The organism is Streptomyces sp. NPDC058674, assembly GCF_042716505.1.
Lineage (GTDB): Bacteria > Actinomycetota > Actinomycetes > Streptomycetales > Streptomycetaceae > Streptomyces.
Map to the genome: position 1 here is coordinate 1 of NZ_JBHXSC010000072.1, position 21,865 is coordinate 21,865.

General features: G+C 72.4%; 22 protein-coding genes. 14 read left to right on the forward strand and 8 right to left on the reverse strand.

From position 1 onward, the window contains the following. Positions 1 to 72 precede the first annotated feature (72 nt). On the reverse strand, positions 73 to 1,065 hold the full coding sequence (locus ACFWU6_RS28225; protein WP_383983762.1) for an AMP-binding protein: 993 nt from the start codon (positions 1,063 to 1,065) through the stop codon (positions 73 to 75). A 310-nt stretch (positions 1,066 to 1,375) separates the two neighbouring features. Between ACFWU6_RS28225 and ACFWU6_RS28230 the strand changes: the two genes are divergently transcribed. The 4 genes from ACFWU6_RS28230 (at position 1,376) to ACFWU6_RS28245 (ending at position 4,830) form a co-directional block, all read left to right on the forward strand. Further along, entirely contained in the window at positions 1,376 to 2,194 is an 819-nt protein-coding gene (locus tag ACFWU6_RS28230) for an NAD(P)H-binding protein (protein WP_383799977.1), read from the forward strand. A gap of 137 nt (positions 2,195 to 2,331) precedes the next feature. Then, entirely contained in the window at positions 2,332 to 2,967 is a 636-nt protein-coding gene (locus ACFWU6_RS28235) for a hemerythrin domain-containing protein (RefSeq protein WP_383799980.1), read from the forward strand. After that, the gene (locus ACFWU6_RS28240; RefSeq protein ID WP_383799983.1) at positions 2,964 to 3,455 is read left to right on the forward strand and encodes a DUF1772 domain-containing protein; all 492 of its coding nucleotides are present in this window, start codon (positions 2,964 to 2,966) and stop codon (positions 3,453 to 3,455) included. Before ACFWU6_RS28235 ends, ACFWU6_RS28240 begins: the two co-directional genes overlap by 4 nt. Positions 3,456 to 3,831: 376 nt before the next feature. Further along, the gene (locus tag ACFWU6_RS28245; protein ID WP_383799986.1) at positions 3,832 to 4,830 is read left to right on the forward strand and encodes an AraC family transcriptional regulator; all 999 of its coding nucleotides are present in this window, start codon (positions 3,832 to 3,834) and stop codon (positions 4,828 to 4,830) included. A 22-nt stretch (positions 4,831 to 4,852) separates the two neighbouring features. On the opposite strand, the gene ACFWU6_RS28250 is transcribed toward ACFWU6_RS28245, so the two are convergent. The 6 genes from ACFWU6_RS28250 to ACFWU6_RS28275 all read right to left on the reverse strand — a co-directional run bounded on the left by ACFWU6_RS28250 (position 4,853) and on the right by ACFWU6_RS28275 (position 10,938). Then, complete coding sequence (locus ACFWU6_RS28250; RefSeq protein ID WP_383799989.1) at positions 4,853 to 5,527, reverse strand: 4'-phosphopantetheinyl transferase; 675 nt, start codon at positions 5,525 to 5,527, stop codon at positions 4,853 to 4,855. Next, on the reverse strand, positions 5,524 to 6,360 hold the full coding sequence (locus ACFWU6_RS28255; RefSeq protein WP_383799993.1) for an alpha/beta fold hydrolase: 837 nt from the start codon (positions 6,358 to 6,360) through the stop codon (positions 5,524 to 5,526). The genes ACFWU6_RS28250 and ACFWU6_RS28255 overlap by 4 nt, the downstream gene beginning before the upstream one ends. Continuing rightward, positions 6,357 to 6,830 carry an SRPBCC family protein gene (locus ACFWU6_RS28260; protein WP_383799996.1) on the reverse strand — a complete coding sequence of 158 codons (474 nt, stop codon included), beginning with the start codon at positions 6,828 to 6,830 and terminating at the stop codon, positions 6,357 to 6,359. The genes ACFWU6_RS28255 and ACFWU6_RS28260 overlap by 4 nt, the downstream gene beginning before the upstream one ends. A 98-nt stretch (positions 6,831 to 6,928) precedes the next feature. Further along, positions 6,929 to 8,458: an FAD-binding protein gene (locus ACFWU6_RS28265; RefSeq protein ID WP_383799999.1), complete on the reverse strand. Its 1,530-nt coding sequence runs from the start codon at positions 8,456 to 8,458 to the stop codon at positions 6,929 to 6,931. A 13-nt stretch (positions 8,459 to 8,471) separates the two neighbouring features. Beyond that, positions 8,472 to 10,034 (reverse strand): flavin-containing monooxygenase, encoded by a 1,563-nt coding sequence (locus ACFWU6_RS28270; RefSeq protein WP_383800002.1) that lies wholly within the window; start codon positions 10,032 to 10,034, stop codon positions 8,472 to 8,474. 10 nt (positions 10,035 to 10,044) lie between these two features. After that, positions 10,045 to 10,938 (reverse strand): class I SAM-dependent methyltransferase, encoded by an 894-nt coding sequence (locus ACFWU6_RS28275; protein ID WP_383800005.1) that lies wholly within the window; start codon positions 10,936 to 10,938, stop codon positions 10,045 to 10,047. A gap of 204 nt (positions 10,939 to 11,142) precedes the next feature. On the opposite strand from ACFWU6_RS28275, the gene ACFWU6_RS28280 reads away from it, so the two are divergent. From ACFWU6_RS28280 to ACFWU6_RS28290, 3 genes are read left to right on the forward strand one after another with little or no spacing between them, the layout of a single operon-like run. Next, positions 11,143 to 11,397, forward strand: a complete 255-nt coding sequence (locus tag ACFWU6_RS28280; RefSeq protein WP_383800008.1) for a hypothetical protein — start codon at positions 11,143 to 11,145, stop codon at positions 11,395 to 11,397. Positions 11,398 to 11,408: 11 nt separating this feature from the next. Beyond that, the gene (locus tag ACFWU6_RS28285) at positions 11,409 to 12,395 is read left to right on the forward strand and encodes a 3-oxoacyl-ACP synthase III family protein (RefSeq protein WP_383983764.1); all 987 of its coding nucleotides are present in this window, start codon (positions 11,409 to 11,411) and stop codon (positions 12,393 to 12,395) included. Further along, positions 12,392 to 13,144, forward strand: coding sequence for an SDR family NAD(P)-dependent oxidoreductase (locus tag ACFWU6_RS28290; protein WP_383800014.1), 753 nt, complete (start codon positions 12,392 to 12,394; stop codon positions 13,142 to 13,144). The genes ACFWU6_RS28285 and ACFWU6_RS28290 overlap by 4 nt, the downstream gene beginning before the upstream one ends. Before the next feature lie 289 nt (positions 13,145 to 13,433). On the opposite strand, the gene ACFWU6_RS28295 is transcribed toward ACFWU6_RS28290, so the two are convergent. After that, positions 13,434 to 14,321: a BTAD domain-containing putative transcriptional regulator gene (locus ACFWU6_RS28295; protein WP_383800017.1), complete on the reverse strand. Its 888-nt coding sequence runs from the start codon at positions 14,319 to 14,321 to the stop codon at positions 13,434 to 13,436. Between the two features lie 332 nt (positions 14,322 to 14,653). Between ACFWU6_RS28295 and ACFWU6_RS28300 the strand changes: the two genes are divergently transcribed. The 7 genes from ACFWU6_RS28300 to trpA are packed head-to-tail and all read left to right on the forward strand — an operon-like array spanning position 14,654 to position 21,791. Next, a complete protein-coding gene (locus ACFWU6_RS28300; protein ID WP_383983766.1) occupies positions 14,654 to 15,865 on the forward strand; it encodes an aminotransferase class I/II-fold pyridoxal phosphate-dependent enzyme in 1,212 nt (403 codons plus the stop codon). Between the two features lie 41 nt (positions 15,866 to 15,906). Next, entirely contained in the window at positions 15,907 to 17,160 is a 1,254-nt protein-coding gene (locus ACFWU6_RS28305) for a beta-ketoacyl-[acyl-carrier-protein] synthase family protein (RefSeq protein ID WP_383983768.1), read from the forward strand. Continuing rightward, a complete protein-coding gene (locus ACFWU6_RS28310) occupies positions 17,157 to 18,014 on the forward strand; it encodes a MaoC/PaaZ C-terminal domain-containing protein (protein ID WP_383800025.1) in 858 nt (285 codons plus the stop codon). Before ACFWU6_RS28305 ends, ACFWU6_RS28310 begins: the two co-directional genes overlap by 4 nt. Further along, positions 18,011 to 19,579, forward strand: coding sequence for an AMP-binding protein (locus ACFWU6_RS28315; RefSeq protein WP_383983770.1), 1,569 nt, complete (start codon positions 18,011 to 18,013; stop codon positions 19,577 to 19,579). The genes ACFWU6_RS28310 and ACFWU6_RS28315 overlap by 4 nt, the downstream gene beginning before the upstream one ends. Then, positions 19,576 to 19,833, forward strand: coding sequence for an acyl carrier protein (locus tag ACFWU6_RS28320; protein ID WP_383800031.1), 258 nt, complete (start codon positions 19,576 to 19,578; stop codon positions 19,831 to 19,833). Before ACFWU6_RS28315 ends, ACFWU6_RS28320 begins: the two co-directional genes overlap by 4 nt. A 43-nt stretch (positions 19,834 to 19,876) precedes the next feature. After that, on the forward strand, positions 19,877 to 20,920 hold the full coding sequence (locus tag ACFWU6_RS28325) for an anthranilate phosphoribosyltransferase (RefSeq protein WP_383800034.1): 1,044 nt from the start codon (positions 19,877 to 19,879) through the stop codon (positions 20,918 to 20,920). Continuing rightward, positions 20,913 to 21,791: a tryptophan synthase subunit alpha gene (trpA, locus tag ACFWU6_RS28330; protein ID WP_383983772.1), complete on the forward strand. Its 879-nt coding sequence runs from the start codon at positions 20,913 to 20,915 to the stop codon at positions 21,789 to 21,791. Before ACFWU6_RS28325 ends, trpA begins: the two co-directional genes overlap by 8 nt. Positions 21,792 to 21,865: the final 74 nt, after the last annotated feature.

Sequence of the window (21,865 nt, forward strand, 5' to 3'; positions counted from 1 at the left end):
CAGCCGAAGGGCCCCGGGCGGCCGACCGCCCGGGGCCCTTCGGCTGCGCCCGGCCAAAACCCCCGCAACCGCTCACACCACTCTCGGCGACCCCGACACGTCCCGCACGACGGCGCCCGCGGCGATCCCCGCCGCCCGCCACCGCGCCACCACCGCGGCATCGGCCGGCCCCTCCGCCAGCAGCACGTGCCGCAGCCCCGCAAGGCTGCCCGCGCGCGCCGCACCCGCCAGCCGGGCGAACGCCGACGGCACCTGCGTCACCACCGTCACCGCCTCCCCCGCCAGCAGCCGCGCGAACCCGCCGGGATCGGCCGCCGCCTCCCGGCCCACGACCACCATGCGCCCGCCCGACAGCAGCGGCCCCCACATCTCCCGCATGCCCACATCCAGGCTCAGGGAGTGGAAGAACGTCCACACGTCCTCCGGACCCACCTCCAGCAGCGGCACCACCGCGTCCACCCACGACAGCACGTCCAGGTGCCCCACCGGCCGCACCGCCACCGCACGCCCCGGCGCACCGCCCCGCGGAAGCGCCATGAACGCCGCCTGCGGCGGCACCTCACGGCCCCCCCGGGCCGGCGGGCGCACCGCGACCACGAACCGGCCCGCCTTCGCCACCGGGATCTCATCCCGCAGCAGACCGCTGTCCGAGACGACCATCACCGCACCGGCATCACGCATCAAGAACTCCTGCAGACCCGCGTTGTGCCCCGGCTCCAGCGGCAGCACCGCCGCCCCGGTCCGCAACACCCCCACCACCGCGGCCGCCGCCATGCACGAGCGCTCCACCCGCACCGCGACCGCCGAACCGGGACCACAACGCCCCGACAGCCGACGCGCGATGTCGTCCGCCTGCCACTCCAACTCCAGATACGTCGCCTGCTCCTGCCCGTCGCAGGCCGCGACCCGGCCCGGATGACGGGCGGCCGCAGCCGCGAAACGGATGTCGACGCGGTCCCTGCGCACGGGCCACCCGCCGGCCGGGTCGAGCCCGATCCGTCCGAGCAGACCGGCCAGGCCGGCAGACAACCGGTCGAGCTCCCCATGGTCCGGAGTGGCGTTCATACGGCCTCCCAGCAAGCGGTCGGTACTCCCGGCCCGATGATGTCGCGCCCCACCGGAGGACCACTCAAGTCCCGCCGCCCGCAACCGCTCCAGCCCCGCTCGAGGACCACTCGACACCCCGTCCACACCCGCTCGAGGACAGCTCGGAACGCCCTACCCCGCCCCCCGCGGGCATGCCTACGATTCCGGGGCTCACGCCAAAGCCACACGCTTCCCGCCGCGCTCCGAGACCACCACTCGTGGACGCACGCACATGGAACTGAGCTTTGTGGCTATGGCCCGTCTCGCGAGACTGGACTTGACTGTACTCATGACTCAGAACACGCAGATCACCCTCGTCATCGGCGGCAACGGCAAGACCGGCCGGCGCGTCGCCGACAAGCTCACCGCCCTGGGCCGCCAGGTCCGCATCGGCTCCCGCACCGGCGAGCCCGCGTTCGACTGGCACGAGCCCGCCACCTGGGGCCCCGCCCTCGAAGGCGTCGACCGCGTCTACGTCACCTACTACCCCGACCTCGCCTTCCCCGGCGCCGCCGAGCAGGTCGGCGCCTTCTCCAAGGCCGCCGTCGCCGCCGGCGCCCGCCGCCTGGTCCTGCTCTCCGGCCGCGGCGAGGAAGCCGCCGAGGTCAGCGAGGACAACCTGAAGGCCTCCGGCGCCGACTGGACCATCGTCCGCTCCAGCTGGTTCAACCAGAACTTCTCCGAGAGCTTCTTCCTCGAGCCCGTCCTGGCCGGCGAGATCGCCCTGCCCACCGGCGACGCCGTCGAGGCGTTCGTCGACGCCGACGACATCGCCGACGTCGTGGTCGCCGCCCTCACCGACGACAAGCACATCGGCAAGACCTACTCCCTGTCCGGCCCCCGCCTGCTCAGCTACAGCGACGTCGCCGCCGAACTCTCCAAGGCCACCGGACGCGAGATCAAGTACATCTCCGTCACCAACGAGGAGTACCGCGCCGTCCTGCGCGAGAACGACCTCCCCGAGGAGTTCGCCGACCTCTTCACCATGATCCTCGACGGCCGCAACGCCCACCTCGTCCACGGCGTCGAGGAAGCCCTGGGCCGCAAGCCCAAGGACTTCGCCGACTTCGCCCGCGACGCCGCCGCCACCGGGGTCTGGAACGTCTGAGACCCCGCCCGCGACACCCCGCCACACTCCCTGACCGGGCGGCGACTCTGGTACGGCCGCCGCCCGGTACACGGAAAAAGCACGCGCCGGGGACCCGCACACGCGCACCACGCACGACCGACCGGCAGGAGGCTGCCATGACCACCCCCAAGCCGTTCTCCAGCGAACACGGACTGGACCACCTCCCCCCGCACTTCCACGGCTTCGCCCTCATGCACATCGCGATGCGCCGGGATGCGGCCCGGCTGCGCACCGCGGCCCCCACGTGGAACGGCGCGGGCACCGCCTGGTGGCAGCGGCTCCGCGAGGTCATCGAATGGCACCACACCAGCGAGGACGACGTCCTGTGGCCCGCCCTGCGCCGCCGCGACGCCGACTTCGACGCCCAGGCCCGCGAACTCCACGAGGACCACGAGGAACTCGACGCCGCCATGACCGCGGTCTCCACGGCCGTCGAGCGCCGCGGCGACGGCCTGCCCCGGGCGGCACAGGACTTCGAGACGATCCTGCGCGAACACCTGCGCGACGAGGAACGCACCGTCTTCCCCGTCTTCGACCGGCTCGGCGAACGCGCCTACCTCGCCGAGGAACGCAAAGTCGTCGCCAGCGCCCCCCTGCGCGTGATGACCCACCTCCAGCCCTGGATGTTCGACGGCGCCCCCCGACACGCCGTCGCCCACGTCTCCGCCACCATCCCGCCGCCCGTCCGCCTCATCGGCGCGACACTGCTGCGCCGGCGCTACGAGCACACCCTGAAGGGAATCCTCAAGTGACCAGCACCACCACGCAATCCGTGACCCTGGTGGCGGCGACGGTGGGCACCGGACTGATGGCCGGCCTCTACTTCGCCTTCGACATCTCCGTCATCCCCGGCCTGGCCCGCGGCGACGACCACACCTACGTCACCGCCATGCGCAACATCAACGAGGCCATCGACAACGGCCTCTTCGGCCTCCTGTTCCTCGGCGCGTTCCTCGCCACCGGCATCGCCGCCACCCAGCAGCAGCGCGGCGGCCGCCCCGACGCCGCCCGCTGGGGCTGGGCCGCCTTCGCCCTCTACGGCCTGTCCCTGGCCGTCACCGCGATCGTCAACATCCCCCTGAACAACCAGCTCGCACGCGCCGGAGCCGACGCCGCCGCCGCCCGCCGCCGCTTCGGCGGCCGCTGGGCCACCGGCAACATCATCCGCACCGCCGCCTGCACCGCCGCCCTGGCCGCCTTGGGCCGCGCCCTGACACTCCACGGCCGCGCCGGCGCCTAGTGCGGTGACCGGAAGGGTTCCACCGGCTCGCGGCGCCCGGCACGGCACCTCGCCGCGTAGTCGGACCCCGCGAGCACGTCCGGTACGAGCCGCGGCCCTCCGCCGTGCGATCCACCGCACCGGACACCGCGCCCCGGCAAACCCTTCCGGTCACCGCACCAGCCCCGGCACCCCACCAGCGGCGCCCGCTCTCAACTTCCGTCCCCCGCGGGAGAGCGGGCGCTTCCCCACGCCCACCCCACCCCCGCACCCGCCCGCACCCCGCACCCGCCCGCACCCCGCACCCCGCACCCGCGCCCGCACCCCGCACCCGCGCCCGCGCCCCGTACCGCGCCCGCGCCCCGTACCGCGCCCGCACCCCGGAGAGGATGCACCCATGGACACCCTCACCGGCCTCCTCGAAGGCCCCAAGGCCCGAGGGGCCTTCCTCCTCAAATCCGTCTTCAACCCGCCCTGGTCCCTGCGCGTCGAGGACCACGCCCCGCTCTCCGTCGTCACCATGGTCCACGGCAACGCATGGCTGATCCCCGACCACGGCGAGCCGGTCCCCATCCGCCCCGGAGACGTCGGCGTCGTACGCGGCCCCGAGCCCTACACCATCGCCGACAGCGCCGACACCCCCGTCCAGATCACCGTCGGCCCCGAACAGCGCTGCCGCACCCAGGAAGGCGAAGACCTCACCGACACCATGGCGCTGGGCGTACGCACCTGGGGCGACGCCTTCCAGGACGCCGGCTCGGCCGTCATGCTCAGCGGCACCTACCAGGCACCCTCCGAGATCGGCCGCCGCCTCCTCAGCGCCCTGCCCACCGTCCTGGTCCGCCCCGCCCAGGCCGCCGACAACACCCTGGTCACCCTCCTGACCGCCGAAATCTCCAAAGACGAACCCGGCCAGGAAATCGTCCTGGACCGCCTCCTGGACCTGCTCCTCATCGGCGTCCTGCGGACCTGGCTCGCCGCCCCCGGCAGCGGCGCCCCCTCCTGGTACCGCGCCCAGAGCGACCCCGTCGTCGGCCCCGCCCTGCGCCTGCTCCACGAGAACCCCGCCCACGGCTGGACCGTCGCCGAACTCGCCCTGAAAGTCGGCGTCTCACGCGCCTCCATGGCCCGCCGCTTCACCGACATCGTCGGCGAACCCCCGGTGGCCTACCTCACCGGCTGGCGCCTGGCCCTCGCCGCCGACCTGCTGCGCGAACCCGACGCCACCATCGCCACCGTCGCCCGCCGCGTCGGCTACAGCTCCGCCTTCGCCCTGTCCACCGCCTTCAAACGCGTCCGCGGCATCAGCCCCCAGGAGTTCCGGGGCGGCCACCCGGCCGCCACCGCGCACCAACCCCCCTCCACACCCCACACCGTCGTACTGCCCACCCCCTGACCCCCCGCCCCCGCGGGCCGTCCTACCGGCCCGCGGGGACACGGGCCCCCACGCGGCCCCCACGGGCCACCGCCGTCAGCACCAGACCCGAACCCACCAGCCAGCGCCCCCCGTACACCGGATCGACCGGCGAAGCCACCCCCGGCCGCACCGTCGCGGTGAACGTGCCCCCCACGCACAGCTCCAACGTCGCCTCCCGGAAACCCACCCAGATCCCCGTCGCCGGATACCAGGCCTTGTACACCGCCTCCTTCGCCGAGAAGAACACCCGCTCCCACGGCACCGACGGATCGAAGGCGGCCAGCTCCGCCAGACGGGCGCGCTCCGCCGGCGAGGCGATCAGCCCCAGCACCCCCTCGGGAAGCGGCCCCGCCGGCTCCGCGTCGATGCCCAGCGCCGCCACCTCCCCGACCGGCGCCACCACCGCCGCCCGGTACCCCTCACAGTGCGTGATGCTGCCCACCACACCCTGCGGCCACCGCGGCGCCCCGCCCGGCCCCGGCAGCAACGCCGCCGGCTCACGCCCCAGCTCGGCCAGCGCACGCCGCGCACAGGCCCGCGCCGTCGCGAACTGACGCCGCCGGCCGGCCCGCCGGCCCCGCATCAGAGCCTCCTCCTGCGCGAACAGCACCGCGGGCGCCGCGTCGTCGAAAGCCTCCGACGACGCGACGCCCGCGGGCAGGAGCTCCCCGATCATCGCGAGGCGAGCTCCGACACGGCCGCCACCGCCTGCGCGGGACGCTCCAGCGGCAGCATGTGCCCCGCACCCGCAAGGGCCTCGAAACGGGCCTGCGGCAGCACCTGGGCCAACGTCCGGGCCAGCGCGAGGTCGATCACCTTGTCGCCCTCGCCGTGCAGCACCACCGCCGGCACCCCCACCGACCCCAGCGCCGCACGCACGTCCCAGCCCCGGGTACAGCGGAAGAAGTCCGCCCGCACCCGCGCCGCCGTCGCCGCGAACAACTGCCGGTTCACATCCAGCACCACCGGGTCCACCCCCTTGCCCATGGTGGAACCCAGCAGCTTCCCGCCCAGCCACCGGCGCCGCAGCGCCCACGAGAAGAGCCCGCTGCCCATCATCTTCACCTCGCTGTCCGGGGTGTCCTGGCCGTGCGCCGCGGTGCCCAGCAGCACCAGACCGCGCAGCCGGCCCGCCGACGGCGACACCGCCGCATACGACAGGGCGGCGAAACCACCGCCCGAATGCCCCACCAGGACCGCCTCGCGCGCACCCGTCTCGGCCAGCACCGCCGCCAGGTCGGCGCCCAGGCGCTCCACCGACACCGCGGCACGCCCCAGCGTGGACGCACCGTGTCCGCGCTGGTCGTACAGCACCACCCGGTGCCCGGCCCTGATCAGCCGGTCCGCGACCGTGCCCCACGCCCGGCGGGCATGCGCCCAGCCGTGCACCAGGACCACATCGGCGGCCGGCACCGTGCCCGCCAGCGGCGCCAGCACCGTCACCGCCAGCTCGGCCCCGTCGTCGGTACGGACCGTCACCTCGCGGGTCACCTCCGCGGCCACGCTCACCGCTGCACCGCCGACAGCTGCCGGCCCAGCGACTCGAACGCCGCCAACGTCGCCTTGGAGTGCTCCGCGCCCAGATCGGCGACCTTCGACAAGATCTTCAGCCAGCCGTGCGGACTGCCCGTGAAGTGCATCGAGATACGGGTGCGGCCGCCGGCCAGCGGCTCCAGCAGGAACGTGCTCGGCCCGCGGAAGACACCGTCCACGTACTCGATGTCCAGGCGCCGCCCCGGCTCGACGGCCACCGTCCGCGAGGTGAAGCGCAGCTTCAGCCCGCCGTTGCCCTCGCCCTTGGTGTGCACCGTCACGCCCACCTTCGAGCCGACCGCGTCGGGCGCGCCGTCCAGCGCGGTGAACGTGTTGTGCGGCACCCACCACTGCTTCGCGCCGCGGAACTCCGCGACGAGCGCGTCCCAGACGGCATCCGCCGGGGCGTCGATCACCGCCTCGTCGATCAGGTCGTACGTCGTCATCTCCAGGCCTCCACTCGATACGGAAACAAAGGACGGCGGGGGCGGGGTCCCTCTCCCCGCCCCCGCCGCCGGGACCACACAGCCGGCCGGATCCGCCGTCAGGCGAAGAAGCCCTGGCCGGGCGTGAACATGTTGGTCGGGTCGTACTTCTGCTTGGCGTTGACGAAGCCGCTCCACCGGTTGCCGAAGTGCTTCTTCCAGTCGGCGCCCGACATCGGGATCGACCCCACCAGGTAGCGCTTGGCACCCAGCCCCACCGCCACGTCGTACAGGCGCCGGTTCTGGTCGATCATGCCCTGGATGTCGGGCTCACCCGGGTTGGGGAAGCGCAGCAGGTCGAAGAGGTAGACCACCGACTCGTTGGGCATCACCGCCAGCGGCCGCTTGACCCGCGAGGAGTGGAACGGGTAGAAGAGCAGGAACCCGCCGCCCAGCGAGTTCGCGTCCAGCTCCTGCTCCACCCGCTTCATGAACGCCTTCGTCTTCGACGCCGGCAGGAACATGCTCAGCCACGGCTTGGGCGTGTACCAGTGGCCGCCCTCCTTCAGGTACGCCTCGTACGCGTCGAGGCGGAACATGTAGTCCCGGTACGACACGTCCTCGATGACCGCGTCCGCACGGACGTCCTTCAGGTCGCACAGCAGCCGGGCGCGGTTCGGCGGCGTCGTGCTGTACGTCGCACCGACCTCCAGCTTGTACCGCCAGCCCGAGTTGTCCGGGGTGCGCAGCATCTCACCGGCGTGGACCTGGAACCGGCTGTCGGCCAGCACCTTCTCGGAGTCGACCAGGTACTGCTCGACCGAGTTGTAGAACAGGCTGAAGATCACCGCCCGCTTGGGCGCCGGGACCAGCTTGACCTTGACCCGCACGATGATGCCGACCTGACCGCCGCCCGACAGCGCCGCGTTGAACAGGTCCGCGCGCTGCGAGGCGCTCGCCGTGACCAGGCTTCCGTCACCGGTGACGATGTCGATCGACTGCACCGTGTCGCACAGCAGGCCGTACTTCTGCACGGTCCCGCCGATACCGCCGATGCTGATCGTCCCGCCGACGGAGATGTACAGGTAGTCGGGGAGCGCCGGCGGGGTCTTGCCCACCGCGAGCGCGGCGTCCGTCAGCTGGCCCCACGTCACACCGGCCTCGACCACCGCGTGGTCGCCGCCGATCGACAGGATGTCCGAGATGCCCTTGGCGTCGATGGAGATGCCGCCGGGGACCCGCGCCTGGCCGTAGACCGAGTGCGACTCGATGTCGTCCCCGGTCCCGCCCTGCCCGTTGACGGCGACCTTGATGCCGTTGGCCCGGGCGTACTTGACGATCGTGACGATGTCCTCGACGCCGCCGGGGCGCAGCACCGCCCACGGCTTGCTCGCGGCACCGTCGAAGAGGTGCCCGAAGTCGTTGGCGAACGCCTCGACCGTCGCCGGAGACGTCTCCAGGGTGCCGATCAGTCCCGGCACCGGGACGACGTCGGTATTGCCGGCGGCCTGCGCGGCCGTGGCCCAGGTCTGGTCCACGGCGTTCCAGCCGACCACGGCGACCGCGGTCGCCGCCATTCCGCTCAGAATCCTGCGGCGGGAGGGCGCGGCAGCCGTGCCGGCCTCGAATCTACGGGGGGTGCTGCTCATTGGACTGCGTCTCCTACTGGTGAGGTACCGGCGTGGTGCTGCGCACCCGGGAAGCGAGCTGGTACTCGCTCAGGTCCAGGCGCTTGGTGCCGCGGCGGAAGCGCCAGGTGTACGTCGGGAAGATCGAGGTGTTGCGGCCGTTCGCGTCCAGGTACCAGCTCTTGCAGCCGCCCGACATCCACACCGTGCCCTCGAGGTGCTCGTCGAGCTTGCGGTTGTAGGCGTCCTGCGCCTCGCGGCGCACCTCGATGCTGGCCAGGCCCCGCTTGGCGACCTGCTTGAGCGAATCGACGACGTACTGCACCTGGGCCTCGATCATCACGGTCTGGGAGGAGTGCCCCAGCGCCGTGTTCGGACCCAGCAGCATGAACAGGTTCGGGAACCCGGCGATGGTCGTGCCCCGGTGCGCGGACATCCCCTCGGCCCACGCCTCGCGCAGCTGGACGCCGCCCCTGCCCCAGATCCGGCGGGCGACCGGGCGGTCGGTGGCCGTGAACCCGGTGCCCAGGATGATGGTGTCGACCTCGCGCTCCACCCCGTCGATCCCCACGATCGACTTCGCGCGGACCTCCGCGATGCCGTCGGTGACGATCTCCACATTGGGCTGCTGGATCGCCGGGTACCAGGTGTTGGAGAACAGCAGCCGCTTGCACGCCACCAGGTAGTCGGGCGTCAGCCTGGCGCGCAGCGCCTGGTCCGCCACCGACTTCTCCAGGTGGTCGCTCGCCATCTTCTGGACCTTCTCGGCGAGCTTGGGCCGCTTCCAGAAGAACGCCAGGATCTCCCGGCCCCACTGGTTGAAGCCCCGCCGGAACTGCTGGTAGCCGGGGAGCGAGCGCAGCATCTTCGTGTGCAGCTCGCTGTTGGCCTTGTCGGGCTTGGGGCCGATCCACGGGGGAGTGCGCTGGTAGAGGTCCAGCTGCCCGACCTCCGGCTGGATCTCGGGCACGAACTGGATCGCCGAGGCGCCGGTGCCGATCACCGCGACGCGCCGGCCGGCCAGGTCGTGCTCGTGGTCCCAGTTCGAGGAGTGGAAGACCTTGCCCTCGAAGTCGGCGAGCCCCTTGATGTCGGGCACGGCCGCCTCGCTGAGGTAGCCGGTGCCGGTGACCAGGAACTGGGCCGTGTACCGGCCCTGCGAGGTCTCGATCGTCCAGTGCCGCTCGCCCTCGTCCCAGCGGGCGGCCTCCAGCTCGTGGCCGAAGCGGATGTGCGGGCGCACGCCGAAGCGGTCGGCGGTCTCCCGCAGGTAGGCGTACAGCTCGTCCCGGGAGGCGAACGTCGACTTCCAGTTCGGGTTCCGGGCGAAGGAGAACGAGTAGAGGTGGGACATGACATCGCACGCACAACCCGGATAGCTGTTGTCGCGCCAGGTGCCGCCGACCTCGTCGGCCCGCTCGAACACCAGGAAGTCGTCGATGCCCGACTGCAGCAGCCGGATGGCGGTGCCCAGGCCCGAGAAGCCGGTGCCGATGACCGCGACCCGCAGGTGCCGGGTCGGGCCGCGGCCGCCGGGAGCCGGCTCGGTGCCCGTACGTGCCCCGCCGTCCTTGGCCGGCTCGAGAATGCTCGTCACGTCTGGCTCCTTAGCGGCGCGTGATGGTGACGCGGAAGTTGTTGAAGAACTTGTCCTCGAGCGTGTACGCGAAGATGTCCAGGTAGCGCTCGAAGCGGGAGACGACCTCCTCGCCCTCCAGGGCCACCGCCTCGTCCCGGCGCTCGGCCAGCAGCACCAGCCAGGCACGGCAGGCCATCGCGAAGGACTCCCGCTCGTTGACGATCTCGTCGATCTCGAAGAGGCCCTCGGCGGCGGCGCTCAGCTCGCTCAGGTGCGGGATGTGGCAGCCCTCGAACTCCGAGCGCTGCAGGAACTTCAGGTCGTCCAGCAGCGCCCGCGTCATCGGCAGCGCCTCGGCCGTCATGGTGTGCAGCACGAACTTCGCACCCGGGTTCAGGGCGTTCGCGACCTGCTGGAAGAAGAACCGGTAGCGCTTGGTGCGCTCCTTCGGCGGCAGGTTGGAGGACACGAAGTGCTCCAGCGCGTTGATGCAGAACGCCGCGTCGTACTTCTCGCTGTCGTCGGCGACCTTGTAGTCCGCCCAGCTCTGCACCAGCGTGGTGATCCGCGGGTTGTCCAGGCCGGCGATGAACGCCTCCTGGGTGCGCGACAGGGTCAGGCCCACGGCGTGCCCCGCACCGTGCACGGTGGTGAGGCGGTTGAGCATGGTGCCCCAGCCGCAGCCGATGTCCAGGACGCGCCCGGTGGCCGGGCTCACGTTCGCCAGCTTCGCGAACGTGTCGAGCTTGCGGTACTGCGCCTCGTCGAGAGCGGCGTTGAGGTCCTCGCCGTCCTCCCAGTAACCGCCGGAATACATCATCGAGGGGCCCAGCAGGAGCCGGTAGAAATCGTTGCTGACCTCGTAGTGGTGCCTGATCGCATCGACCTCGGGGTCCACCGACTTGGGGGCGACCGTTGTCATCCTGATCCTCTTTCCTGCGTGTCCGGCGGGCCGTATTTCCTTAATCGCGTCCGAGAGAACCCGATGCCCCGCAAGGCCTGCGCAACACGCACCGCATTCCCGCCACCGGTCCGTGTTGCGGCTTCCTTGCGGGTGCGGATATTTCATCGCTCTCGAAACCAGACACGCCTTGCCGAGTTGCATTGCCGAGAGAGGACCGACCCCATGTCGCTGCCCACCATCGAAGAACTGGCGAGCCAGCTCGAAGCCGTTTCGGGTGCCGCGGAGGTCAGCCCCGACGCCCCCCTCCAGCACATCGCGGACGTCGACTCCCTTGACCTGATGGAGTGGCTGTACGGATTCCAGAACCAGTACCCGGACATCCCGGCCGACGAGTCGCTCTTCGCCGACCTCGACGACACGACCACCCTGCGTGACGTGTACGCGAAGATCGTCGACCTCGTCCCGGCTCAGGCGTAGCGAGGGGTGACGTGACCGGCTTCGACATCACCGGGTGGGGCATGTCCGTACCCGAACGCATCGTCACCAGTGCGGAACTCGCGACACGGTTCGGGGTCGACGAGCACTGGGTCGTCAGCCGCTGCGGCATCCGCGAGCGGCGGGCGGTGGACCCGGGGCAGACCACCGCCTCCCTGGCCGTCGAGGCCGGCCGGCGCGCCCTGGACAAAGCGGGCCTCACCGGCGCCGACATCGCCCACCTCATCGTGGCGACCGCCACGCCCGAGCAGCCGTCCCCCGCCACGTCCGCGTTCGTCCACCACGAACTGGGCATCGCCGGCAGCGCGCACGACGTCAACTCCGAGTGCGCGGGCTTCGTCTACGGGCTGGTGTCCGCGATGGCCCTCATCGCCATCGACCCCCGGCCCATCCTGCTGATCGGCTCCGACACCCACACCCTGACGGCCAACCCGGCCGACCGGGACCTGTCCATCCTCGTCGGCGACGGCGCGGGCGCCGTCGTCCTGCAGCCGGGCGCCGAGAACCGCGTCAAGGCCTGGAACCTGGGCGCCGACGGCGCCTGCACCGGCTCCCTGAAGGTGTTGGCCGGCGGCAGCCGGATGCCCACCACCCAGGAGACGCTCGACGCGGGCCTGCACTACGCGCAGATCAACGGCAACGAGATCTACCTCAACGCCGTCCGCTACACCGTGCGCACCGTCCGCGAGACGCTGGAGAGCGCCAAGGTGGACGCCGCCGACGTCGACCACGTCGTCCCCCACCAGGCCAACATCCGGATCATCAACTCGATCCTGGCCCACACCGGGCTGCGGCCCGAGGCCCTGATCACCAACCTCCAGAAGTACGGCAACACGGCCTCGGCGTCGATCCCCATCGCGCTGACCGAAGCCCTCGAAGAGGGCCGCATCAAGGCCGGCGACAAGGTCCTGCTGGCCGGCTTCGGAGCCGGCATGACCTGGGGTTCGATCCTGATGGAATGGGGCGGTGCAGCCGCATGAGCAAGAACACTGCGGGCAAGCGGCCCGACGCCCCGGTCGCGCTCGTCACCGGCGCCTCGGGCGGCCTCGGCCAGGCCCTGGCACTGGAGCTGGACGCACTGGGCTGCCGGGTCGCCGTCCACTACAACAGCTCCAAGGACGCCGCCGAGGCCGTCCGCGAGAAGCTGGCCAACCCCTCCGTCCTGGTCACCGGCGACGTCGGCTCGTGGGAGGCCACCCAGGCCCTCTACGCGCAGATCTCCGCCGAGCTCGGCCCGGTGGACGTCCTCGTCAACAACGGGGCCATCCGCAAGGACAGCCTGATGGCCATGCAGAACCCCGCCGACTGGGCCCAGGTCATCCAGACCAACCTGATCGGCTCCTTCCACACCGCCCGCGCCTCGGTGCCGCACATGCTGCGCCAGCGGTGGGGCCGGGTGATCAACATCGTCTCGCCCTCGGGCATCATCGCGACGGCCGGCCAGACCGCGTACTCGGCGTCCAAGGCGGGCCTGATCGGCTTCACCCGCACGCTGGCGGCCGAGTGCGGCCGGCGCGGGGTGACCGTCAACGCCCTGTCACCCGGATTCATGATCACCGGCATGACGAACACCCTCCCCGACCGGGTGATCGAGGGCATGGAGGACAAGGCCCCCATCCCGCGGTTCGTCACCGTCGAGGAAGTCGCCCGCAGCGTCGGCCTCTTCCTCGACCAGGACTGCATGACCGGCCAGGTCCTCAGCATCGACAGCGGCGTGTCCATCACCTGACCCCCGCCGCCCCTCCCCGGCCCCGGCCTCCCACCCCCCAGGGAGACCGGGGCCGCCCGCCGTCCCCGCCCCCCGGCCGCCCCCGCACCCCCGCCCCGCCCGGTCGCCCCCGCACCCCCGGCCCCGCCCGTGCACGCGCCCGACCCGCCCCGGGACCCGGCCGCGCCACGGCCGCCCGTACGGAAAACCCCCGGCCCGGGCGTGCTCACGTACCCGCCCGCCCGCGCCCGGACAGGCCGAAGCCGCCGCCGCGGACACCCGCGGCGGCGGCCCCCTCACGTCGAACCCCTCAGGCGGCGGGGGAGGAGCCGATGCGGTGCGTGACGCACCCGTGGTCGGCCAGCGAACACGGCCGCGGCGCCGGCGCCCGGTGGTCCACCTCGAAGACCCCCATCAGCACCGGGTCCAGACACGCCACCGACCGCAGGGCCGGCCGCGGCTCCGGAGTGCGCAAAAGCTCCAGGTACGCCGCCTCCGTCTCCGGCGCCGGATCGATCCCCAGCTCCTCCGCCAGGACCTCCCGCAACTGCTGGTAACTGCGCAGCGCCTCCGCCCGGTTCCCGGCCCGCGTGTGCGCCGCCATCCGGCAGCGGTACGCGCTCTCGCGGAACGGCGCCCGGCGCACCGCCTCCTCCGCGTACCGCAGCGCATGGTGCTCGTCGCCCAGCGCCGACGACGACAGGCTCGCCGTCTCCAGCGCCTTGAGCCGCAGCTCCTCCAACTGCTCGCGCATCGCGTTGACCCACTCGCCCTCGTGCGAGGGAAGGAACGAGCCGCGCAGGTTCGACACCGCGCCGGCCGCCAACTGCTGCGCCACCGCGAAGGAACCCAGCGCGTACGCCTCCGACGCCTCGGCCACCGCGGCCTCCGCGCACTCCACGTCCACGGCCGCGTCCTCGGGAACCCGCAGCAGGTAGCGGCCGCTCTGCGCGACCAGCGGAATGACGCCGGGCCCGTCCTGCGGCGTCGTGACGAACGTACGCACCCGGCTCACCAGGCTGCGCAGCGCCGACGCCCACGTCTCCGGCAGGCCCTCGGGCCATACGGTCTCGGCCAACTGGTCGCGGTCCGTCCCCCCGTTGCGCTCGATCAGCAGCCGGGCGAACGCCACCTGCGCCTGCGCGCTCGAAAGGTGTCGGGGCGCTGCTCCGTCCGGCTCGATCGTGACAAGACCCATCAGTCTGATCAGCACTATGCACTCTCCGAAACGGTCGGCTTCCGGCCGTGTGTCCCCCTGGCTGGTGCGATTCAGAGGATACCGGCGGGCCGTCTGAGCATGTCAACAGAGACCGGCAAACATTTCTGCGCGAATGAAAGCCCAGGTCCGGGCATTTTCCTTCCGGTTTCGAGCGCCGCTGCACTCCTGCTGCGGTCCCGCTACGGCCCCGCTCTTGCGCCGCTATTGCGCCCCCCGAGTCTTAATGGAATTCCACTAGAGCCCCGCCGGAACAACGGCGGAGCACAGAGGGAGTTCCGGGTCCGCCGGACGATCGCGACGAGGAGAAGCACGTGAACGCATCCGCTGCCTGGAGCCGACTCGAGCCGAAACTGGCCTACTTCCGAGACCGCGTCCGGTCCCTGGAATACGAGCCCAACCGGAAGAACAGCTTCGTCGCCTACACCGTCGAACGCGATTCGGCCTACGCGGACCAGGACGGCCAGCGCCTCCTGATGATGTCCGGCTACAGCTACCTCGGCCTCGCCGGCGACGAGCGCGTCGTCTCCGCCGCCAAGGCGGCCGTCGACCGCTACGGCACCGGCAACCACGGAGTGCGCGCCCTGGCCGGCTCCACCCCCCTGCACGAGGAACTGGAAGCCGAGGTGGCCAAGTTCGCCGGCCGCGAGCAGGCCCTGGTCTTCGGCTCCGGCTACGCCGCGAACGTCGGCACCGTCGGCGCCCTCGTCGGCCCCGGCGACACCGTCTTCATCGACAAGTACGACCACGCCAGCATCGTCGACGGCTGCAAGCTCTCCGGAGCCACCGTCACCCGCTTCCGCCACAACGACGTCGCCCACCTGGAGCGCCGCCTGGCCGCCGCCCCCGACACCGGGGTCCGCCTGGTCATCGTCGACAGCGTCTACTCCATGGACGGCGACATCGCCCCCCTGGTCGACCTGCGCAAGGTCTGCGACGCCCACAACGCGCTGCTGATGGTCGACGAGGCCCACGCCCTGGGCGTCATCGGCGCCACCGGCAAGGGCATCGAGGAGCACTTCGACTACGAGGTCAAGGTCGACGTCAAACTCGGCACCCTCTCCAAGGCCATCCCCTCCATGGGCGGCTGGGTCGCCGGCTCCGCCGAGCTCATCCACCACCTCAAGTACGCCGCCCGCCCCTTCCTCTTCTCCGCCGCCCTGGGACCCGCCCAGTCCGCCGCCGCCCTGGAGTCCCTGCGCATCCTGCAACGCGAACCCGAGCGCGTGGAGTTCATCCAGCAGGAGTCCGAGCGTTTCCGCACCACCCTCCACGAGGCCGGCATGTCCACCGTCGACAGCGAGACCGCCGTCGTCCCCGTCATCGCCGGATCCGACACCGCCGCCTACGACTACGCCACCGTCTGCCGCAAGAACGGCGTCATCGGCCTCCCCGTCGTCACCCCGGCCGTCCCCAACGACCTGGCCCGGCTGCGGATCGCCATCACCGCCGCCCACACCAAGGCCGACCTCGAATTCGCCGCCGAGGCCTTCATCAAGTCGGCACGCGAGTGCCGCATCATCTGAGCGCCCCCACGACGACCGCCGCTACGCCACAGGGAGCAGACATGCCTACACCGTCCAGGGGCAGTTCGGCGCTACCGCCCGTAGCCATCACCGGCATGGGCGTGGTCACCCCCGGCGGGTGCACCCCGGACGAGCTGTGGACGACGCTGCGGACCGGCCGCTCCACCGCCGCCGAGCTGACCCACTTCGACCTCAGCCGCCACCGGGTACGGATCGGCTGCCGCGTCCGGGGCCTGGAGGGCCTCGCCGGGCTCGTCCCCGCCAAGGAAGCCCGCCGGATGGACCCCTTCGCCCACTACGGCACCGCCGCCGCCCTCGCCGCCCACCGGGACGCGGGATCACCGGCCGCCGACGCCGGCCGCACCGCCATCGTCGTCGGCAACGCCGTCGGCGGACGCGCCACCAGCGACCTGGAATCCGCCCACTTCACCGAAGGCGGACCCGCCCGCGTCAACCCGCTGATGCCGCTGATGACCATGCCCAACGCGGCCGCCGCCCACATCGCCATCCGCCTGGGCTGGACCGGCCCCGCCCTCACCGTCGCCAACACCTGCGCCAGCGGCGCCGACGCCATCGGCCACGCCCTGATGCTCCTGCAGACCCACCGCGCCGACCTCGTCATCGCCGGCGGCGCCGAACACACCCTCACCCCCGTCACCCTCGCCGGCTTCGGCAACCTCAACGCCGTCTCCCTGCGCAACGAGGACCCCGAACACGCCTCACGCCCCTTCGACAAGGACCGCGACGGCTTCGTGATGGGGGAGGGCGCCGGATTCGTCGTCCTCGAACGCCTGGAGGACGCCCGCGCCCGCGGCGCGGCCACCTACGGCCTGGTCGCCGGATACGCCGCCACCGCCGACGCCCACCACCTCGCCATGCCGCTCCCCGACGGCGCCGGCGCTGCCGCCGCCATGGCCGGCGCCATCGCCGACGCCGGCCTGGCCCCCCACGACATCGTCCACGTCAACGCCCACGGCACCTCCACCCCCCACAACGACCGCTCCGAAGCCGCCGCCCTCACCAAGGTGTTCGGCACCCACCAGCCCCCCGTCACCGCACCCAAGTCGGTCATCGGCCACCTCATCGGCGCCGCCGGAGCCGTCGAACTCATCGCCACCGTGCAGGCCATGCGGCACTGCGAAGTACCACCCACCGCCAACCACCGACAGCTGGAGCCAGGAATGGACATCGACGTCGTCCACGGCACCCCCCGCGCCGTGCGCCCCGGACCCGCCCTCACCAACTCCTTCGGGTTCGGCGGCCACAACTCCTCCCTCGTGGTGGTGCCGGCATGACGCTCCTGACGCTGCCCGCCCCCGTCACCACCGTGACCGTCACCGAACCGCAGATCACCGACTACCGCGGCGCCGCCCGCCGCGGACTGGCCACCGCCCGCCCCGGCCAGGCCTCACCCGTCCACACCTTCGTCCTGGCCCACACCCTCGCCGAACAGACCGTCGCCGCCCTCACCGCATCCGAACCGGGCCCCGTCTCCGTCGTCCACCTCGCCCAGGACATCCGCACCGCCCGCCCCGTGCGCCCCGGCGAGCAGGTCACCGCCGCCCTCGACGTCGCCGGCATCCGCAAGGAGGCCCGCGGCGCCCGCATCGCCCTGCGGGTCCGCCTCACCGGCGAGGACGGCCCCGACCCCTTCGCGGAACTGCTCATCTCCGCCCTCCTGGTCGGCGCCACCCGCCTGGAGCCCTTCGGCGACATCACCGGCGGCCCCCCCGCCCCCGCCCCCCAGGGCGCAGGCCCGGCCCACAGCGCCGTCCACACCCTGACCACCGACTGGATCAGCACCTACGCCCACGCCTCCGGCGACCTCAACCCCATCCACCTCGACGCCGACGCCGCCCGCGCAGCCGGCTTCGACACCGTCATCGCCCACGGCATGAGCGTCGTCGCCCTCGCCGTCGAGGAAGCCGTCGACCGCTTCGCCGACGGCGACTCCGCCCGGGTCCGCGGCCTGGGCTGCCGCTTCTCCGCCCCCGTGGCCCCCGACACCCCCCTGGAGATCACCCTCCAGCCCGACACCGAAGCCCGCACCATCCGCTTCACCTGCAAGACCCCCGGCGGAACCGCCGTCAAGAGCGGCTGGATCGAACTCGCCGCGCCCACCCGCCCCCAGGGAGGCGACCTGCCGTGACCACCACCCCGGCCGTCGAACTCGGCCTCCTCGGCGGATTCCTGACCCAGGTCCGCGACCGCCCCCACGCCACCGCCCTCGTCTTCAACGACGAGGAGACCACCTACCGCGAGCTCTACGAGAGGGCCGGCCGCGAACGCGACCGCCTCGCCCTCCTCCAGCTCGCCCCCCACGCCCCCGTCGGCATCCTCGCCGACAAGTCACCCGCCACCGTCGCCCTCGTCCTGGGCTGCCTCCTCGCCCGCCGCCCCCTGCTCCTGCCGTCCCCCGCCCTCGCCGACACCCTCCTGGCCGACCTCTTCGCCCAGGCAGGCTGCGCCCACGTCCTGGCCCCCGGCGGCCACAGCGCCCGCGTCACCCCCAGCCCCGACACCCCCGCCCAGCCGCTGCCCGCCGACCAGGCCGCCGACACCGCGCTCATGCTCACCACCTCCGGCTCCACCAGCCTCCCCAAGATCGTCCCCCTGGCCCTGGACGCCGTGGACCGCTTCACCCGCTGGGCCGGCAACGCCTTCGACATCGGCCCCGGCCGCACCGTCCTGAACTACGCCCCCCTCAACTTCGACCTCTGCCTCCTGGACGTGTGGACCACCCTGGCCCGCGGCGGACGCGTCGTCCTGGTCGACCCCGCCCTCGCCGCCCACGGCCGCCACCTGCGCGACCTGGTCCTGCGCCACGACGTCCACGTCGTCCAGGCCGTCCCCATGGCCTTCGGACTCCTCCAGGACGCCGCCGCCAAGACCGGCGACACCTTCCCCGGCGTCGACCACGTCATGTTCACCGGCGACGCCATCGCCGACCGCACCCTCGCCGCCCTACCCGCCCTCTTCCCCACCGCCCGCATCCACAACATCTACGGCTGCACCGAAACCAACGACAGCTTCATCCACGAGATCGACACCACCGCCACCACCTTCCCGCCCGTCCCCATCGGCCGCCCCCTGCCCGGCGTACACGCCCTCGTCCTGGACCCCGACACCCGCACCCCCGTCGAAGGCCCCGGCAGCGGAGAGCTCTACGTCCACACCCCCTTCCAGAGCCGCGGCTACCTCGACCGCACCCGCCACGCCGACAAGTTCACCGACCACCCCCTCGGCCTCGACGACCGCCGCTGGTTCCGCACCGGCGACCTCGTCCGCCGCGACGCCACCGGCACCCTGCACCTGAACGGACGCACCGACTTCCAGGTCAAGGTCCGCGGAGTCGCCGTCAACACCGCCGAGATCGAACGGGTCCTCCAAGAACACCCCGACGTCCTGGAAGCCGGCGTCGCCGCCCTGCCCGACCCGATCGCCGGCCGCAAACTCATCGCCGCCGTCCGGCGCGCCCCCCACAGCGCCCTCACCGGCCTCCAGCTGCGCACCCACTGCGCCCGGCACCTGCCCAGGGCCGCCGTACCCCACCAGCTGACCCTCACCGACGACCCGCTGCCCAAGACGGCCACCGGAAAAGTCGACCGCAAGGCCCTCGACCTCCTCGACCGGATCAGCCCCACCACCGCACCGACCACCGCACCGACCACCACACCCGTATCCGCACCTCTCGCCGAAGGAATCCCGTCATGAGCAACGTCGACACCATCAAGAACTTCGTCATCACCGAGTTCCTCCCGGGCACCCCCGCCGGCGAGCTCGCCGTCGACCACGACCTCCTCAACGACGGCGTCATCGACAGCCTCGGCGTCCTCAAGCTCATCGCCTGGGTCGAGGACCGCTTCGAGCTCGCCATCGGCGACGCCGACCTGGACCCCAACAACTTCCGCAGCGTCGAGGCCATCGACGCCTTCATCGCCGACGCCCGCAGCACGGCGGCCGCGTAGAACCACCCACCCCACCACCCGACGGACGAGACGGAGACCGACCGTGCACGACGCACTCACCGGCCTGCTGGAACAGCAGGCCCCGGTCGGCCGGGACACCTGGCGGTCCTGGTGGGACCAGCTCGGCGACGGCAGCCTCGACAGGGCCCAGGTCGTCGCCCTGCTGGCCTCCCTGACCAGCAGGCTCCCCGACCACCACACCCTGCGCCACCTGCTGGACTCGCTGGCCGAGCGCCGGCCGCCGACGACGGCGACCACCTCCTGGGAGGGCACCGTCAACGTCGTCGGCACCGGCGGCGGGCCCAAGACCTTCAACATCTCCACCGCCTCGGCGTTCGTCGCCGCGGCCGCCGGAGTCAAGGTCGTCAAAACCGGCTCCCGCGCCTACACCAGCTCCCTGGGCTCCGTCGACCTGCTGGAGCGGCTCGGCGTCCGCCTCACCTCCTCCCACGCCCAGACCGAGGACACCCTCGCCGCCCACGGGATCGCCTTCGCCGGACCGTACGTCTACCCGGCGCAGCTGACCCGACTGGCCCGGACCGCGGCCCCCATCGGACTCAAACCCTTCGGCCGCTTCCTCAACGCCCTGGGCCCCTTCCTCGCCGACCTGCCGGTGACCGCCCAGGTCACCGGGGTCTCGGCAACAGCCCCCCTGGACACCCTGCGCGAACTCGCCGCGACCACCACCACCCGCCGCATCTGGCTCACCTCCAACGAATCCGGCGCGGACGAACTCCTGCCCTTCGCCACCAACACCATCCACGCCGGCAGGGGCCTGACCCGGATCGTCCGGCCCGGCGAACTCACCCCCGCCGACGGCTCCTTCGCCGACCTGCGGCCCGCCGCCGACCCCTCCGGGGCCGCCGCGCACTTCCTGTCCGTCCTGTCCGGGCAGGCCGGCCGGATCGCCACCCGCACCGTCTGCCTGGGAGCCGCCGCCCTCATCGTGGCCGCCGGCAACCGCCGCGAATGGCTCTCCGCCATCGCCCTCGCCGAGGACGCCGTCCGCTCCGGCGCCGCCCACGACCTGGCCCGGCGCCTGGCCGCCCCGTCCACCCCCCGCACCCTGGCGGTGACCCGTGCCTAACCCCACCCGCACCCGCCCCGCGGGGACGGCCACCGCCGCCCCGACCGCCACCGCCGCCCCGGCCCCCTTCTTCGCCCACCGCACCCAGGGCCCAGGACCCGGACTCGCCCTGTTCCTCAACGCCGGCGACCCGCCGCTGCCCGTCCTGCGCGACCTGGTCCTCATGCTCGACGAAGAGGGCGTGGACTGCCTGGAACTGGCCGTCCCCTTCCCCGACTCGATCACCGACGGCCCCGTCATCCGCCGCTCGGCGGCCCGCGCCCTGGAACGCGGCGGCGCGGACCTGGACGACGTACTCGCCTTCATCGCCGACGTACGCCCCCACCTGGCCCACCTGCGGATCGCCCTCCTCGCCGACTGGAGCCACTCCCTCAAACACCGCGACCTGGCCACCGCCACCCGCGACATCGCCGCAGCAGGCGCCGACGGACTCCTCCTGCACGCCCTGCCCCCCAGACTGCGCGAAGCCCACCTGGAAACCGCCGCCGCGGCCCGACTCCCCGTCGTCACCACCTGCTACACCAAGAGCCCGCCCCACACCCAGGCCCAGGCCGCCGCACACGCCTCCGCCTACCTCTACCTCGTCGCCCACTACGGCCGCAGCGGCACCGCACCCGCCGCCGGCCACGCGGCCCTGGCCCACACGGTCACCGGCCTGCGGGCCCACACCACGTCCCCGATCGCCGTCGGCTTCGGGGTCAGCACACGGCAGGACGTCGAAGCCGTCGCAGCCGCCGGCGCCGACGCCGCGATCATCGGCTCCGCCGCGGTCGCCGCCGTCGAACGCGCCCAGGAAGCCGGCCTCGACGTCACCGAGGCCTTCCGCACCTTCGTCCGCTCGGTCCTGCCCGCACCGCACCACCCCTCCTGACCACCCGCCCCGACCGGACCCGACCCGGCCCGGCCCCACCACCCGCACCCGACCGGAAGAGCGCCACCCCTCAT

Bases quoted from the DNA above. Each gene is read 5' to 3' on its own strand.
- ACFWU6_RS28320 (WP_383800031.1), top strand. From the start codon at position 19,576: ATGAGCAACGTCGACACCATCAAGAACTTCGTCATCACCGAGTTCCTC.
- ACFWU6_RS28260 (WP_383799996.1), bottom strand. From the start codon at position 6,830: ATGACGACGTACGACCTGATCGACGAGGCGGTGATCGACGCCCCGGCG.
- ACFWU6_RS28290 (WP_383800014.1), top strand. From the start codon at position 12,392: ATGAGCAAGAACACTGCGGGCAAGCGGCCCGACGCCCCGGTCGCGCTC.
- ACFWU6_RS28230 (WP_383799977.1), top strand. From the start codon at position 1,376: ATGACTCAGAACACGCAGATCACCCTCGTCATCGGCGGCAACGGCAAG.
- ACFWU6_RS28305 (WP_383983768.1), top strand. From the start codon at position 15,907: ATGCCTACACCGTCCAGGGGCAGTTCGGCGCTACCGCCCGTAGCCATC.
- ACFWU6_RS28245 (WP_383799986.1), top strand. From the start codon at position 3,832: ATGGACACCCTCACCGGCCTCCTCGAAGGCCCCAAGGCCCGAGGGGCC.
- ACFWU6_RS28280 (WP_383800008.1), top strand. From the start codon at position 11,143: ATGTCGCTGCCCACCATCGAAGAACTGGCGAGCCAGCTCGAAGCCGTT.
- ACFWU6_RS28225 (WP_383983762.1), bottom strand. From the start codon at position 1,065: ATGAACGCCACTCCGGACCATGGGGAGCTCGACCGGTTGTCTGCCGGC.
- ACFWU6_RS28250 (WP_383799989.1), bottom strand. From the start codon at position 5,527: ATGATCGGGGAGCTCCTGCCCGCGGGCGTCGCGTCGTCGGAGGCTTTC.
- ACFWU6_RS28265 (WP_383799999.1), bottom strand. From the start codon at position 8,458: ATGAGCAGCACCCCCCGTAGATTCGAGGCCGGCACGGCTGCCGCGCCC.
- ACFWU6_RS28235 (WP_383799980.1), top strand. From the start codon at position 2,332: ATGACCACCCCCAAGCCGTTCTCCAGCGAACACGGACTGGACCACCTC.
- ACFWU6_RS28310 (WP_383800025.1), top strand. From the start codon at position 17,157: ATGACGCTCCTGACGCTGCCCGCCCCCGTCACCACCGTGACCGTCACC.
- ACFWU6_RS28295 (WP_383800017.1), bottom strand. From the start codon at position 14,321: ATGGGTCTTGTCACGATCGAGCCGGACGGAGCAGCGCCCCGACACCTT.
- ACFWU6_RS28275 (WP_383800005.1), bottom strand. From the start codon at position 10,938: ATGACAACGGTCGCCCCCAAGTCGGTGGACCCCGAGGTCGATGCGATC.